This window comes from Novosphingobium resinovorum, from assembly GCF_027922145.1.
Taxonomy (GTDB): Bacteria; Pseudomonadota; Alphaproteobacteria; order Sphingomonadales; family Sphingomonadaceae; genus Novosphingobium; species Novosphingobium resinovorum.
The window spans coordinates 332,409-347,928 of the sequence record NZ_BSFC01000030.1; the positions used below are offsets into that span (position 1 = coordinate 332,409).

The window sequence follows — 15,520 nt, forward strand, 5'->3', positions numbered from 1 at the left end:
GCCGTCCCGCTCAATCGACCTTGAACGGAAGCGCTCCGGTTTCATCCGACCGCGTCGGCCACAGGATAGTCAGAGCGATCCGGGCGAACTTCCAGCGGCCGTGCTGCCGGACGTAGTGGTCGTCGTAGCGGCCGATCAGCAGCAGCGGGTTCGCCTCCCCGCCCGGCGTGACGATGGCCGAGCCCGTATGCTGGCGCGTGACGAGGTCCAGCAACAGGCAATGCCCGCGCGCGGTGTCAGGTCCAGTCAGCTCGATGGCGTGATTGGCGACGTAATGCAGCGTCTCCAGCGGCGCGCGCAGGTGCTTCCAGTGCTGGCGATAGAGGCCGAGCACCGCGTCGATGCCTTCGTAGGGCTCCGGAAACTCGCATAGGATGTCGTCGGCGAAATTGCGGCGCACCGCAGCCTCGTCCATCGAGTCGAAGGCGGTCGAGTAATCCACGCGAAGCTGGCGGATTCCCTCGCGTGCGATCAGGTCTTCAAGAGTCATCATCTTCTCCCGCTTGTGATTATTCTTTGGTCGAGGCGCGCTTGAGGCGGGCGATCTTCTTCTGGATCGCTGCCAGCTTGCGCATGTAGGTCTCGCGAATGTCGCCGGTCAGCAGCAGCGCCGCGCTCTGCAGGAAGCAGGCGTGCAGCTCGGCGCGGCACTGGTCACCCGCGCACTGGCCCAGCGACCAGCGGCGGTAGACCACGAATTCGTGCATGACGTGGGTATCGACCAGCGAGGCGAGGTCGAGATCATCGCGCACGTGGCCTTTGGCGCGCTGCAGGTCCAGCCACCCCGAGAAGCGCGTGTGCGCCACCGAGGTCAGTTCCCGCACTTCCAGTTCGCGCGGTTCGGGCGCGAAGACGAAGTCGATCACCACCCGGGCGTAGAGACTGTCGCGCTCAAGCTCGCTGACCATCCAGTCGAGTTCGCGGAACACCACCTCCAGCGTGTAAGTCGCACCGCGCCGGGCGATGTGTTCGCGCACCTCGACCATGCGATCGACGACGGTGGCGCTGATGACGCCGTCCTTGTCGCCGAACAAGCGGTAGAGCGTGCGCTGGGCCACCCCGGCGTCCTCTGACAGCCGCCGGATCGTCAGCGCCGCGACCCCGCCTTCGCCCAGGATGCGGTGTGCGGTGTCGACGATGCGCGCGCGCCGCTCCGTCATGGCCGGGCTGGTATAGCGGCGGCGAATCACGGGCGCTTTTTTCGCGATCACGTCTTGCATCGCAGCAATGCCCCCCGGCGTGGCGGTTCTCTTTTCATTACCGCGAGAAACGTGAACTTCGCCGCTGTCCAAGACAATCCCCTCCGCTCCATCACCGCTGCACTGCGGTAAAACAAATCATACATGAATGTTTTTTATGTCTTCACAAAAATGATCATATGTACTCATTTATGCCTGTCCGGCGAAAAAGTCGGCACGTGATTCGAACTGCCCATGACCAGACGAAGGCAGTCGGTTCGGAGGGGAAGAACATGATCGGCAAACGACACCTGAATTGCGTCTTCACGACTTTTGCCACGGGGCTTCTGGCGAGTGTCAGCACTACCGCGATGGCCCAGAGCACACCGGCTTCCGCGCCGCCGCAGGCCGACCCGCCGCCGCAGCAGGGCGGACTGGAGGACATCGTCGTCACCGCGCGGCGCATCTCGGAATCGCTGCAGGATACGCCGGTGGCAGTCTCCGCCTTCACCGAGACGGCGATCCAGAACAAGTTCGCCACCGACATCCGCGCGCTGGCGGGCGACGTGCCCAACGTCGTCATCACCAACGTGCCGGGCTTCAACGCCGCCTCGATCGGTATTCGCGGCCAGTCCACCGGCGACATCATCCTGACCTTCGAGCCCGCCGTCGGCGTGGTGGTGGACGACTTCGTCCTCGCCCACGTCCAGACCCAGTTGTTCGACCTGTTCGACGTGGAGCGCATCGAAGTTCTACGCGGCCCGCAGGGCACGCTGTTCGGCAAGAACACCGTGGGCGGCGTCGTCAACGTCATCACCAAGAAGCCGGAGCCCGGCTTCAGCGGCGAAGTGCGGCTCGGCTATTCCAGCTTCAACACCAAGGACGTCAAGGCCGCGATCAATATCCCGCTGGCCGAGAACCTCTATTTCCGCGCGGCGGGATCGTTCCAGGAGAGCGACGGCTACTACCGCCTGACCAAGAACAATGACGTCGACGGCTTCGAGGGCGTGCCGGGACGCGGCCAGCGCTGGGGCGGATCGCGCTACTTCAGCGCCCGCGCCAAGCTCTTGTGGGAGCCGACCGACGACACCAACATCCTGCTCACCTACGAACTGCTGCGCGATCGCGGCGACAGTCCGCCCTCGGTCAACGAGACGCCTCCGGGTTTCCTGATCGACGTAGTCGGGTTTCCCGGCATCCAGACCACCGGGCAGAGCCCCTACAAGACCGGCACCACGCTGTGCGAAGGTTCGGCCACCGCGCCGACTTGCGTGGGCACGCTCGATGGTCACCGCGTCGATGTGGACGGCGTCTACTTGCGCGGCGAGCATTCGGTCGATGACGTCGGCACGATCACCGTCGTCGGCGGTTGGCGGCGGGTGCAGTCCAAACTGCCTTCCGACTATACGGGCGAGAACGCCTACCTGTTCGTCTCCACGCGTGAGGACGTGCGCAAGCAGTACAGCCTCGAAGCACGGTTCAGCTCCGACTTCTCGGACGTCCTGAAGTTCACCGTGGGCGGCATGTACTGGGGGCAGAAGCTGGACGCCAATGCCACCAGCTTCCTCGGCTTCCTGCGTTTCCTGGGCGACCCCACTGCGCTGACCGACCCGAACCAGTCCACCGCGAACTACAAGGTCGACAGCTACGCGGTGTTCGGCGAGGCGGAGTACAAGGTCGCCGACCCGTTCTCGGTCTTCGTCGGTGCACGCTACACCAAGGAGAGCAAGGACTTCGCGGTGCGTCCGCAGGTTCGCCGCTCGACCATCGCGACGGGGTTCTGGCCCGAGTACAGCGACAGCGCGAAGTTCTCCAAGCCGACGATGCGCGCAGGCTATCGCTGGGAGATCGCCCCGGGCATCAACAACTACTTCACCTACAGCCAGGGCTACAAGTCGGGCGGCTACAACGAGCAGGCGATGTCCGCTACGTCGGCACTGCCGTTCCGTGAGGAGACCGCCGACAGCTTCGAACTGGGCTTCAAGACCGAGACGGCCGATCGCAAGCTGCGCGTCAACATCGCGGCGTTCTATGTGAAGTACAACGATCTGCAGCGCGACGCAGTGGTCCCCTTCATCGATCCGATCACCGGACTGCCGGGGCAGGAGACGCGGACGACCAATGCGGGCAAGGCCCACGTAAAGGGCATCGAACTCGAAATCTCCGCCGCACCGGTGGTGGGCCTGACGATGGGCGCTTCGGTCGGCTGGCAGAAGGCGGAGTACGACGAGTTCAGCACCGACGTGAACGGTGACGGCATCAACGACGATGCCTCTTACCTCAAGCTGCGCAATGCGCCCAAGTGGACGGCCAGCGGGAACGTGCATTACGAGTTCCCGCCGACCGACTGGGGCGTCGTCTCGCTCAACGCCGACGTCAACTATCAGGCACAGTACGAATCCACGACGCTCAACGCCGACTATTCGCAAGGTCAGGCGCGCACACTGGTGGGGGCGAGCATCGGCTGGACCGATCCCGACGAGCGCTTCCGCGTCGCGGTGTTCGGTCGCAACCTGCTGGACAAAGTCTACCGCGTCTCGGCCAACTCGGTCGCGGGGCTGTTCAACTTCACCAACTACGCCCCGCCGAGGAGCTTCGGCGTCGAAGGCTCTGTGAAGTTCTGACGATGGTGGCGGCGCTCTCCTCACGGGCAGGTGCGGGCCTGCGCCGAGCCGGCCTTCCCCTGCGGTTTCGTGCGCCGCAGGGGAAGGTTAGGCTTCTCTCGCTTCGTGATGACGCCCCCCCATACCGTCATTGCGAGCGGAGCGAAGCAATCCAGGGCGGTTTGCGAGCCGTTGGATCGCGTCGCTCCGCTCGCAATGACGAAGGTAGGGCTTCAGGGCAGCTTGTGCGCGCGGCCGATGCCCTTGGGGACGAGGTCGAAGGCGAAGCTGATGCGTTCCTTGTCGCCGCCGAAGGGCAGGGTGGCGTGCCACATGTACGAGGGGAACAGGATCATCCGGCCCGCGCGCGGCGGGTAGGTGACGGGCGTGCCGCCGCCGCCCAGTTCCTCCGGCAGCAGGCCGATGGCGAAAGCGCCGTCCTCACCCTCGAACTCGGGATAATAGACGCCCGAGAGCCAGTTGGGTGCATGGATATGCGGGCCGACTTCCCCGCCGGGGCGCAGGATCGTGCCCCACAAGGTGAGGCTCCACTCCTCGGGCAACGCGTGGAGCAGGGGGTGGTCGGCGGGTTCCTCGGCAAGGCGTGCATGGGCACTGGCGAGATGATCGCGGGCGATCCGTGCAAGGGCGCCGATCGCCGGGCTCCGCGCATCGGCGAGGTCGGCGCTTTGGCGTCCCTGGCGGGTCACGAGGCCCTCCGGCTCGAACGTCAGCGACGGGTGAGCACGCAGTTCCTCCACCAGCGCGGCGTTGAACGTCGCGAGGTCGTCGAAGCCCGGCGCGGCGTCGATGTCATGCACGGTGACGAAGCGGTCGAGCGCCATGATCCGTTCGCGATCGCCGGTCCAGCCCAGCTTCTCGAAGGCGGCGAGCGCCAGCGCGACCGGCGTGGTGACGCTTGGCTGCGTGGCGACGAGTTTACCGCAGACGCCCAGCGCATCGCGCTCCTGCCCGGCGCGGATCATCGCCCGCACCAGATTGATGCCGAGCGCATGGTTGGGTTGCGCCGTATCGAAAGCGCGGCGCAGCACCTCCACCGCACCTGTGTAATCGCCCGCCTGCTCACGCATGAGCCCAAGCTGGTTCGCCGCGCGAGGGTTGCCGGGCTGCACGCGCAGGATTTGCCCGACGAGGCTTTCCGCCTCGTCCCGCTCTCCACAGGCGGCAAGCGCATCGACAAGGTTCAGCGCCGTGTCGAGGTGCCCGGGCCGCAGTTCCAGCGAGCGCCGGTAACGCGTAACCGCTTCGCCATGTCGTCCCAGCCGGGCCAGTGCGACGCCGGTATTGTTGAGCGCATCGGCGCTGTCTCCGGCCTGCGTCAGCACCTCCAGCGCCTCTTCATACCGCTCCGCCGCGATCAGGCAGGAGCCGAGGTTGGCCAGCGTCGCGGCATGTCCGGGGCGCAGTTCCAGCGCGGCGGCGAAGGCCTGCAGCGCCTCTTCGTAAGCGCCCGCGTTCTTGAGCGCGACGCCCAGGTTCTGCCGCCGCCCGGCATCGCGCGGATCGGCGGCGCAGGCATCGCCGAAGGCGCGCACGGCATCTTCCATGCGCCCGGTACGCTGGGCGACGATCCCTGCCAAAGTCAGCGCGTCGGCATCCCCCGGCTTCGCGGACAGCAGGCGGTCCACCAACGGCCGGGCCGCCACCGGGTCCGGCCCCTGCGCGACGCGCGCCGCTTCGGCCAGCATTTCCCCCCACATGACGAAAGGTCCTCTCCGATATGATTGGTGTCATCATGCATGTCCGCACGAAGCCGGACAAGACGCAGCGCTTCATCGAACTGACCACGCAGCTGCAGAAGGACGTGCGCGCCAACGAGGCCGATACCCTGCTGTTCCAGGTCATGCAATCGCGCGAGGACCCGAACGCCTTCGGCTTCACCGAGATCTTCACCGACATCGCCGCCAAGGAAGCGCATGCGAACCGCCCCTACCACGTCGCCATGTCGGCGGAGGGCTACGCCTGCCTCGACGGCGACCCCGACATCCGCGTCTTCGACCTTCTGGGTGAAGCCGCCAAGGCAGGAGTTCACGCATGACCGGTTCGCTTGAAGGACGCATCGCCCTCGTCACCGGCTGCACCGGCGGCATCGGCAGTGAAATCTCCCGCCAGCTGGCGGAAGCAGGCGCGACGGTGATCGGCGCCGACCTCCCGGCCGAGGCAGGCGGCTGGCAGGGCGATTCCTACCTGTCCCTCGACGTGACCGACGAGGTATCCTGGCAGTCGGCGATCGGCGCGGTGGAGGCGCAGTACGGGCGGCTCGACGTGCTGGTCCATGTCGCGGGCATTGTCGTCGTCGAGAAGATGGAGAACACCACCATCGAGCAGTGGCGCAAACAGATGGCGGTCAACGTCGACGGCCCGTTCCTCGGCACCAAGGTGGCCGCGCAGCTCCTCCGGCGCTCGGGCGAGAGCCTGCCGCACGGCGCCTCGGTGGTGGTGATTTCCTCGGTCGCGGGCAAGATCGGCTCGCCGCTGCACGTCGGGTACTGCACGTCCAAGGGCGCGGTGACGCTGTTCGTGAAGGCCTGCGCGATGGAGTTCTCCGCGCTGGGCTACAAGGTGCGGGTCAACTCGGTGCACCCCAGCGGCGTCAAGACCGGCATGGTCGACCACATCCTCCAGCGCATCGTCGACAACGGTTTCGCCGCCAGCGTCGAGGAAGCCGCGGCCGGGCTCGCGCCCGCGCACCCGATCGGGCGCATGGCCGATCCCATCGACGTCGCGAAGACCGTGCGCTTCCTCGCCTCGGACGAGGCCGGGTACATGCACGGCTCGGAACTGATCGTCGACGGCGGGTTCACCGCGCAATGAGCGGGCTCAGCGGAAAAGTCGCCGTCGTGACGGGCGGCACCAGCGGTATCGGCGCGGCCGTCGCCAAGCTGCTGACCGAGGCGGGCGCAAAGGTCGCGGTGCTGTCCGAAGTGCCGCAGGCCGATCTCGACAAGGCGGTGGCAAGCGGCACGCTCGCCCATGCGGCGCACGTGGACATCGCCGATGCCGCTGCCGTCGCGGCGGCTGTGCAGGGCATTGAGGCGGCGCTCGGCCCGGTCACGCTGCTGGTCAACAACGCGGCGATCTGGGCGCCCAACCCGGTGCCGGAAAGCCCGCTCGCGCTGTTCGATCGGCACATCGACGTCAATCTCAAGGGCAGCTTCTACGTCACCCAGGCGGTGCTGCCCGCGATGATCGAGGCGGGCGGCGGCGCGATCGTGTTCATCGGCTCGGTCAGCGGCACGGCGGGCCGCGCGGGCGACAGCGCCTACAGCGCTTCCAAAGCCGGGGTCGCCATGCTGGCGCGTACGCTGGCGGCGGAGCTGGGCCCGAAACGCATCCGCATCAACTGCGTGTGCCCCGGCGCGGTGGCGACGCCGCTGACCGCGAACTTGCGCACCCCCGAAGGCGAGCAGGCCATCGCCGCGCTGATGGACGGCCATCCCAGCCCGCGCCGCCAGTTCTTCATGGACCCCGAGCAGATCGCCCAGCTCGTCTGCTTCCTGCTCGATGACAAGTCGAGCGCGCTGCACGGCGCGGTCATCCCCGCCGACGAAGGCCTTACCGCAACGATGTAATTCCCAACGAGAGGACAAGAACCATGACCGTTCAGCATGATGCCGGAAAACTCGGCGACCTCATCGTCAACATCAACGACTGCCACGAAGTCGCGCTCGGCACCGGCACCACGATCCGGCTGCTGCGCTACAGCGAGGAGACCGGCGACTGGGTCCTGTGGGTCCACATGGAGCCCGGCGCGACCTTCGCCCCGCACTGGCACCTTGGGCACGGGCAGTACTTCGTCACCAAGGGCGAGCTGATCTACGACGTCGGCTCAGCGCCTGCGGGGACTTACGGCTACGAACCGATCGGCTCGCGCCACAACGAGGCGCGCTGCGACGAAGTGACCGAATATCTCTTCATGGGCCACGGCGCCGTCGCCTTCCTCGACGAGGCGGGCGAGATCCGCTTCATCCTCAACCACGAATTCCTGCGCGACGTGGCCAAGGGCGAGGTCGTCTCCAACGTCGCCAACGAGGGGCTGGAGGAAGCGGCATGACCGCACCCTCAAACCCCCGCGCCGACCGACTGCGCGCGATGATGGCGGCGGAGGGGCTGGACGCGGTCGTGCTCAGCCATCCGCATGACGTGCGCTATGCGGTGGGCTATCACTCGATCCTCGAACGCTGGCAGCAGATGGAGCCGATGGCCGCCGCCATCGTATACGCCGACCCCGCCAAGCCGCTGACACTGGTGATCCCGGAGGCGAACCTCGGCCTCGTCGCGGTGCTCAACAAGGACGGCGATGCCTGCACCTTCGGCGAGGTGCGGACGTTCGACATGCTCAACTTCTGCGAGGTCAGCCGCTACATCGACCCCGACCGCAACGGCGGCCAGCTGGCCGAGGACGCCGCCGGGATGATGGGCGCGATCAGGGGCAGTTGCCAGCCCGACATCGCCGCCGCCATTGCTTCGGGCCTTGTCGATCACGGCATGGCGGGCAAGGCGATCGGCTTCGACGAGCACCGCGTCTCCGCGCGCATTTCGGCCGCCGTTCCGCATGCATATTCCGACGTGCTCGACTTCATGATGCGCGTGCGGGTGGTGAAGACCCCCGGCGAACTGGCGCGCTACCGCAAGCTGGGCAAGCTGGCCGACCGGATCATCGCCCACGCCGGATCGCTGCTCCATGAAGGCGCCGACTGGAACGACGTACAGGCGCGCATCTGCGACTTCATGGTGCGCAATGAAGTGATCCCGGTGGACGAAGGCGCGATGCTGTTCGGCGGCGCTTACGAAGCGGACGAGTTCATCCCCGACTTGTTCCGCACACGCGGCAACCGGGCCTTGCGGCGCGGCGACATCGTGATCCTGGAGACGCAGGGCATCCACGACGGCTTCTGGGTGGATATCAACCGCACCGCCGTCGTCGGCAAGGCCAGCGCCGAGTACCGCCACCAGCATGACGTCCTGCGCGATGCTTTCCTGAAGATGGTGGACCACCTGCGCCCCGGCGTCTCCACCGCCAGCCTGCCCGCGATCGGCTATGAGCACCTCAAGGCCAACGGTATCGCCACGCCCGAGAAGCTGCTGGTCGTGGCGCACGGCATCGGCCTGATGCCGCTGGAAATCCCGCTGGCTTTCCCCGCAGCTGGCCTTGCGGGCGTGAAGCAGGGCTTCGTGATGGAGGAGGGGATGCTGATCTCGCTCGACAGCCTCTACTTCGGCGCGAAGCTGGGGCCGTGCCACATGGAGAACGTCTACGCGATCACCGCGGGCGCTCCCGAACCGATGTACGCGGCCCCGCTCGAACTGTTCGAGGCGGTGACGCCCGAGCCTGCGAACGCAGCATGAGGTGCGACGGGCCACGCCGGGCGGCCCCACGCTGGATTGCCGCGCGACAGCGTCGCTCGCAATGACGAGTGCAGGAACACACCCCACTCTCGTCATTGCGAGCGTAGCGAAGCAATCCAGGGCGGCTTGTGCGGTGCCGGATCCTTTCGCGCCGCTCGCAATGACGAACCCCAAGAAAAGGAGAGAGCGATGACCGCCATCGGCGACAACGACCGCAGGCTTGAGAAGTACCGCCGGATGCAGCGCATCCGCCAGTTCGAGACCAAGGCCGAATCCATCCATGCTGCAGGCGAGATCCCCGGCGCGCTGCACACCTATGCGGGGATGGAGGCTTCGGGCGTCGGCGCCTGCATGGCGCTGCGCGACGACGACTACATGGTCGGCACGCACCGCAGCCACGGCCATCCGATCGCCAAGGGATCGACGCTGCGCCCGCTCATGGCCGAACTGCTCGGCAAGGCGACGGGCGTGTGCAAGGGCAAGGGCGGCTCGATGCACTTGTCCGATTTCGCGATGGGCAGCCTGGGCGAAACCAGCATCGTCGGCTCCGGCGGCCCGGTCGCGGCAGGTGCAGCATTGGGCGCGAAGCTGCAGGGGCTGGACCGCGTTGCGCTGTGCTTCTTCGGCGACGGCGCCTCCAGCGAAGGGGCGATCCATGAAGGCATGAACCTTGCCGCTGTATGGAAGCTGCCCGCGATCTTCGTGTGCGAGAACAACCGCTTCGGCATGTCCACGCCGACTTCCGCCGCCGTGGCGGGCGTCAATGTCGCGGACCGCGCGCATGGCTACGGCATCCCCGGCGTCATCGTCGACGGGCAGGACGTGGACGCCGTCGAGGAGGCCGTGCGCGAGGCGGTGGACCGTGCTCGTGCCGGCAAGGGGCCGACGCTGATCGAGACCAAGACCTACCGCTACCGTGACCACGCGGTGAACATGGGCCGCGACCTCACCCCGCGCGGGCCGGAGCATGACGACTGGGTCGCACGCGATCCGATCACGCTCTACCGCGCGCGCCTGCTCGCCGATGGCGTGGCCGAGGGCGATCTCGACGCCATCGACGCGGCAATCGCCGAGGAAGTGACGGATTCGCTGAACTTCGCGCGCGAGAGCGCATACCCGGTCTTCGAGGAGGCCTTTGACCACGTCTTCGTCGATCGCTTGCCGATCCCCGACGACGTTTTGGCGCACGCCTGAGAAGGAACCGCAATCATGGCCAAGATCACTTTCCTCGAAGCCATCCAGCAGGCCCAGGCCGAAGAGCTGGAGCGCGACCCCCGTGTCTTCATGATGGGCGAGGACATTCGCTGCAACGTCTTCGGCACCACCACCGGCTTCGTCGAGCGCTTCGGCGAGGAGCGCATCCGCGACACGCCGATCTCCGAGAACGGCTTCATCGGCGCGGCGGGCGGCGCGGCGATGGTGGGGATGCGGCCCATCGTCGATGCGACGCTGTCCTCGTTCCTCTATCCGGCGATGGACCAGATCTGCTCGATCATCGCCAAGTCCCGCTACATCTACGGCGGACAGGCGAAGCTGCCGCTCGTGCTGCGCTCCTGCATGTTCTACGGCAACTCCAATGCTGCGCAGCATTCCGACCGGCCCTACCCGATGTTCATGAACATGCCGGGCCTCAAGATCATCTGTCCCTCCGATGCCGCCGATATGAAGGGCCTGCTCAAGTCCGCGATCCGCGACGACGATCCGGTGATGAGTTTCGAGGACGGCACCTGCTGGATGAACAAGGCAGAAGTGCCTGACGATCCCGACTTCCTGATCCCCATCGGCAAGGGCGACATCAAGCGCGAAGGCACCGACATCACCGTCGTCGCTATCGCCGGCGGGGTCAACGTCGCGCTCAAGGCCGCGAAGCAACTGGCGGGCGAAGGCATCTCGCTGGAGGTCATCGACCCGCGCACGCTGGTCCCGCTCGACCGCGATCTGATCCTGCGCTCGGTGCGCAAGACCGGCCGCGCGATCTGCGTCGATCCGGCCAACCGCACCTGCAGCGCCGCCAGTGAGATCGCCGCCACCATCGTCGAGGAGGCGTTCGAGGCCCTGCGCGCGCCGGTGGTGCGGATCACGACTCCCGATACGCACCTGCCGTTCAGTCCGCTCATCGAAAAGCCGCTCTATCCCTCGGTGGAGCGCATCGTGAGTGCCGCCAGGCGCCTCGTAGGTGCCGTTGAGTTCCAGTCAGCCTGAGGAGCGAACATGGCCGAATTCACGATGGTCCTGCCGCAATACGGCATGGGGATGCAGGACGGCGAGATCGTCCGCTGGCTCAAGCAGCCGGGCGACGCGGTCGAGGAAGGCGAGAATCTCGTCGAGGTGGAAGCCGCGAAAACCACGGTGGAAGTGCCCGCGCCGGTCTCCGGCACGCTGCTGCGCATCGTCGCCGGGGAGGGCGAGACGGTGGACGTGCGCGCCCCGATCGCGGTGATCGAGACGGGCTGAGGGCGGCTTCGCGCGATACCGAAACAGACCTCCGGGAGAGGACGCGAGAATGAAGGACGGGAAGGAAGCCCGTTGGCCGCGCTGGCTGGCGGGAGCAGTGCTGATCGCGATTGGAGCGGTGCTCCTCGTCGGTGGCGTCAGGCTGCTGACGCTGGGGGGATCGGCGTATTACCTGCTGGCCGGGCTGGCCTGCACGGCGTCCGGGGCACTGCTCTGGAAGGGCGATGGGCGGGGACTCTGGCTCTATGCGGCGATGCTGCTAGGCACCGTGATCTGGGCCTTCTGGGAGGTCGGCGTACAGTTCTGGCAGCTCCTGCCGCGTCTTGCGGGGCCGACGGTGATCGGCGCCGTTCTGGTGCTGCCGTGGCTGCGACGCCGACTGACTTCCGCTTCCGACGCCGGGACGCGCTGGGGGCCCGGCGCGGTCGTGCTGGTCGCGGCACTGGCGCTGCTTGGGACGTTCCTGACGGTGCCTGTCTTCGATGTATCGCCCGGTCGCGTAGACCCCCTCGCTCCGGTGAGCCCAGGAAGCGCGGAGTGGACGGACTATGGCGCGAACCTGTCAGGCACCCGCCATTCACCGGCCGCGCAGATCACCCCGGTCAATGCCGCGAAGCTCAAACAGGCATGGTCCTTCAAAACCGGTGACACCAAGGCCAAGCGGCCTGAGATCAAGTCCATTTCCTTCATGGCGACGCCGCTGATGGTGGACGACAAGGTCGTGTTCTGCTCGCCTACCGGCAAAGTCTTCGCTCTCGACGCCGATACCGGTAGGCAGATCTGGCTACGCGATCCGCATACGCAAATCGGCAATGCGCAGATGCTCAACTGCCGCGGCGTGTCCTATCATGCCGACCCTGCCGCAACGGGGATCTGCGCCAGGAGGATCCTCAGCATGACTGTGGATGGTCGTTTCCTTGCAAGCGACCTGGCAACCGGCGCGCCCTGTCCGGACTTCGGGAAGGGTGGGACCGTGAACCTTGATGAAGGACTGGGTGATGTGGACCCGTTCCGCTCCTACACCTCGTCACCGCCAGTCATCGTCGGCAACACGGCGATCCTGGGCGCCTATGTGCGTGACAACTACACCAAGGATGACCCCTCCGGCGTCGTGCGCGCGTTCGATGTGAAGAGTGGCAAGTTGCTCTGGGCTTGGGACAGTGGCCGTCCGGACGATGCCCCGCCGCTCAAGTCCGGCGAAAAGTGGACGCGCGGTTCAGTCAATGCCTGGACCGCCTTCAGCGCCGATCCTGCGTTGGGTCTTGTGTACGTGCCCACGGGCAACGCGACGCCTGATCACGTCGGCACCCATCGCTCGCCGATGCTGGAACGGTACGCCAGCTCGATCGTAGCGCTGGACGTGACCAGCGGACGGGTGCGCTGGGCGTTCCAATCGGTACATCACGACTTGTGGGATTACGATTTGCCGGCCCAGCCCAGCGCTGTGAATTTCGTGCTGAAGGGTCGTAAAGTTGCAGCGCTGATCGTTCCGACCAAGCGCGGTGAAATCTTCGTTCTCGATCGTGCTACCGGCAAACCGCTTACACCGGTCGAGGAGCGCCCAGTCCCGCGTGGGAATCTGCCAGGTGAACGTTACTCACCCACGCAGCCTTATCCCACAGGTTTTGCATCTTTCGCTCCGGCGCCTCTGACGGAAGCTGGCATGTGGGGGGCTACGCCGCTCGATCAGATGTGGTGTCGGATTCGCTTTCGATCGCTTGACTATAAAGGCATGTTCACACCGCCGTCGGAACGCGGAATACTGCAGTGGCCCGGAACGTTCGGTATCCTCAACTGGGGTGGCGTCAGCATCGATCCTGAGCGCAATCTGATGATCGTGAACTCGGCGGCTATTCCGCAGGAAGTGCGCTTGTTCCGTCATGGCGCCAACACGGATCGACCGGCGATGGCAAAGGATTCCCACGCACCGGGTTACCTTCCGCAATATGGAACCAATTATGGTGTCAGCTTGCTGCCGATGTTTTCTCCTCTGGGCATCCCTTGCGCAGCTCCGCCATGGGGGAAGCTTGCGGCGGTCGATCTCGCGACTGGCAAGATCGCCTGGAGTCGGACTTTCGGCACGTCTGCGGACACGGCGCCACTCGGCATACCATTGCCCGGCGCATTCAACCTAGGTGGATCGGCTAATACGGCAGGTGGCGTTACCTTCATAGGCGCGGCGATGGACAATTATCTACGAGCATTCGACACGACGACGGGAAGGGAAATCTGGAAGGGGCGTCTCCCAGCGGGCGGGCAAGCCACCCCGATAACTTATGTGTCAAGAAAAACGGGAAAGCAGTATGTAGTGATTGCGGCAGGCGGGCACGCGTACATGCAGACCACATCAGGTGATTCTGTAGTGGCCTTTACTTTGCCATAGTCCATTAGAAGGTAGGTTGGCTGTCTGGTTACGACGCAACTTTGAGACATGGTAAGGGGCGCCATCGCGGATCATGTGTGGTGCCTTGCCACTTCGCTGATGAGGTTCATGACGGTGCAGATATGTAATTAAACGCGAAAACATCATGATGGGGCGCGGCTATTGTATTGAAGATATGACCCGATTTTCGCGTTTGCTGTCCCGAAACAACGTCCGGGTGTCGGCTGGAAAAGGGCGGTAGACTACAGTGTAAATGGCGATATGCCATGTGCTATGGCCTCGGAAAACATATCAAAGTCAGTTGCAAAACAGTTGGAAACGCAGCGCGTTGTCGACGCAGCACGTAGCGTGATCGCTACGAAGGGCATCGCAGGAATGAGCTTGCGCAGCGTCGCAGAAGCCGCTGCTACTTCGGTCGGTTCGATCAGCTATCGCATCGGTGATCGTGCGGCATTGATCGCCGCCGTGCTGGATCGTGAGATCGAACTGGCTGCCGCAGCGCGCATGGAATGGCGGGATCGGATTGGCAATCACGATCCGGTGGCGAGCGGTATCCTGCCGGACCTCATCTGCGAATGGCTGGACCAGGGTGCTGGATCACGGCGTACGTCTGCGATCGTCGTGTGTGAACTGGCCTTGACGGCTGGACGTGAGCCGTACGCGCTACCCGCTATTGCGACGTTGTTCGAAGAGGGGGAGGGACTGTGGCGCGATCTGCTGGCCTCTTCGGCGCAAGGGCAGAGGCTGGCGCGCCTCATCACCCGCTACTGTCTCGATGAACAGGTCTTTTCCATTCTCTTTGCGGATGAGCCGGATTATCGGCTGCTGCGGCATTCAACCGTGAGAGGCATGCTGCGCAGCGGCTCCTTACCTGCTGATCCGGCGGTGACCCGATGGCACATGGCACTGGTCGAGCGGCTGGCGATACCGGCCGCAGCGGCCTTTGATGAAGTGTCGCCCGTCCTGCTCGGCCCCAAGGGCGTCATCGCCGAAAAAATCGCTGATATCATCGTGGAGCAGGGAGTGGGCGCTTTGTCTCACCGCACCGTCGCCCAGGCGACCGGCATCGCGGCGTCCAGCGTGGCGCATCACTTCCCGACGCATCGCGATGTCCTCTTCGCGGGCGTGGAAGCGGTATACCGGCGCTTGCGCAGCCAGATCCACGCCACTGGCGCACGCCTGGGCAATGGCGATATCATCCGTCTGACTCACGAATGCGCACTGTCGGCTCTGGGCGACCCGGCGTTTCGTCCTTTCGCCATCGATATGCGCCGCCGCCGCGCGGAAAACGTCCATGCGCTTTATGCGCAGTGGCTAGGCATCGCGGTGAATTCCGACCGCGCGCGCGTGCAGGCCATGGTCATGGCCTCGATCGGCAATGGCCTGCGGGTATTGGCGGAACGGGCGGAATGGCCTGATATGCGCGACCTGTTAGTCACTTTAGTTTGAGCCGTACATTAGTTTTGAAATTGCATATAATAGCGAAAAAAATACCATACGATTGTCTCAAAAGAGTCATCGGCGAACTCTAG

Annotated in this window: 14 protein-coding genes; 11 read left to right on the forward strand and 3 right to left on the reverse strand. The window is 65.2% G+C overall.

The genetic code is table 11. The features are described 5' to 3' along the window. Positions 1-10: 10 nt before the first annotated feature. On the reverse strand, positions 11-490 hold the full coding sequence (locus PKE80_RS19485) for a nuclear transport factor 2 family protein (RefSeq protein ID WP_271183934.1): 480 nt from the start codon (positions 488-490) through the stop codon (positions 11-13). A 19-nt stretch (positions 491-509) separates the two neighbouring features. Further along, positions 510-1,190 (reverse strand): TetR/AcrR family transcriptional regulator, encoded by a 681-nt coding sequence (locus tag PKE80_RS19490; RefSeq protein WP_271183935.1) that lies wholly within the window; start codon positions 1,188-1,190, stop codon positions 510-512. A 281-nt stretch (positions 1,191-1,471) separates the two neighbouring features. Between PKE80_RS19490 and PKE80_RS19495 the strand changes: the two genes are divergently transcribed. Beyond that, complete coding sequence (locus tag PKE80_RS19495) at positions 1,472-3,802, forward strand: TonB-dependent receptor (RefSeq protein ID WP_271183936.1); 2,331 nt, start codon at positions 1,472-1,474, stop codon at positions 3,800-3,802. 212 nt (positions 3,803-4,014) lie between these two features. Here the strand turns inward: PKE80_RS19495 and PKE80_RS19500 are convergent, their stop codons facing one another. Next, positions 4,015-5,502: a tetratricopeptide repeat protein gene (locus tag PKE80_RS19500; RefSeq protein WP_271183937.1), complete on the reverse strand. Its 1,488-nt coding sequence runs from the start codon at positions 5,500-5,502 to the stop codon at positions 4,015-4,017. Between the two features lie 20 nt (positions 5,503-5,522). Between PKE80_RS19500 and PKE80_RS19505 the strand changes: the two genes are divergently transcribed. From PKE80_RS19505 to PKE80_RS19550, 10 genes are all read left to right on the forward strand, one after another. After that, positions 5,523-5,840 (forward strand): putative quinol monooxygenase, encoded by a 318-nt coding sequence (locus PKE80_RS19505; RefSeq protein ID WP_036526536.1) that lies wholly within the window; start codon positions 5,523-5,525, stop codon positions 5,838-5,840. After that, positions 5,837-6,616, forward strand: a complete 780-nt coding sequence (locus tag PKE80_RS19510; protein ID WP_271183938.1) for an SDR family NAD(P)-dependent oxidoreductase — start codon at positions 5,837-5,839, stop codon at positions 6,614-6,616. The genes PKE80_RS19505 and PKE80_RS19510 overlap by 4 nt, the downstream gene beginning before the upstream one ends. Next, positions 6,613-7,374 carry an SDR family NAD(P)-dependent oxidoreductase gene (locus PKE80_RS19515; RefSeq protein WP_271183939.1) on the forward strand — a complete coding sequence of 254 codons (762 nt, stop codon included), beginning with the start codon at positions 6,613-6,615 and terminating at the stop codon, positions 7,372-7,374. Before PKE80_RS19510 ends, PKE80_RS19515 begins: the two co-directional genes overlap by 4 nt. Positions 7,375-7,397: 23 nt before the next feature. Beyond that, positions 7,398-7,856 (forward strand): cupin domain-containing protein, encoded by a 459-nt coding sequence (locus PKE80_RS19520; RefSeq protein WP_271183940.1) that lies wholly within the window; start codon positions 7,398-7,400, stop codon positions 7,854-7,856. Further along, complete coding sequence (locus PKE80_RS19525; protein WP_271183941.1) at positions 7,853-9,151, forward strand: M24 family metallopeptidase; 1,299 nt, start codon at positions 7,853-7,855, stop codon at positions 9,149-9,151. The genes PKE80_RS19520 and PKE80_RS19525 overlap by 4 nt, the downstream gene beginning before the upstream one ends. A gap of 189 nt (positions 9,152-9,340) precedes the next feature. Further along, positions 9,341-10,345 carry a thiamine pyrophosphate-dependent dehydrogenase E1 component subunit alpha gene (locus PKE80_RS19530; protein ID WP_271183942.1) on the forward strand — a complete coding sequence of 335 codons (1,005 nt, stop codon included), beginning with the start codon at positions 9,341-9,343 and terminating at the stop codon, positions 10,343-10,345. Positions 10,346-10,360: 15 nt separating this feature from the next. Next, on the forward strand, positions 10,361-11,353 hold the full coding sequence (locus tag PKE80_RS19535; RefSeq protein WP_271183943.1) for an alpha-ketoacid dehydrogenase subunit beta: 993 nt from the start codon (positions 10,361-10,363) through the stop codon (positions 11,351-11,353). Between the two features lie 9 nt (positions 11,354-11,362). Next, complete coding sequence (locus PKE80_RS19540) at positions 11,363-11,605, forward strand: biotin/lipoyl-containing protein (RefSeq protein ID WP_271183944.1); 243 nt, start codon at positions 11,363-11,365, stop codon at positions 11,603-11,605. Between the two features lie 49 nt (positions 11,606-11,654). Beyond that, positions 11,655-13,988, forward strand: coding sequence for a membrane-bound PQQ-dependent dehydrogenase, glucose/quinate/shikimate family (locus PKE80_RS19545; protein WP_271183945.1), 2,334 nt, complete (start codon positions 11,655-11,657; stop codon positions 13,986-13,988). A gap of 273 nt (positions 13,989-14,261) precedes the next feature. After that, on the forward strand, positions 14,262-15,437 hold the full coding sequence (locus tag PKE80_RS19550) for a TetR family transcriptional regulator (RefSeq protein ID WP_271183946.1): 1,176 nt from the start codon (positions 14,262-14,264) through the stop codon (positions 15,435-15,437). The last annotated feature ends 83 nt before the right edge of the window (positions 15,438-15,520 follow it).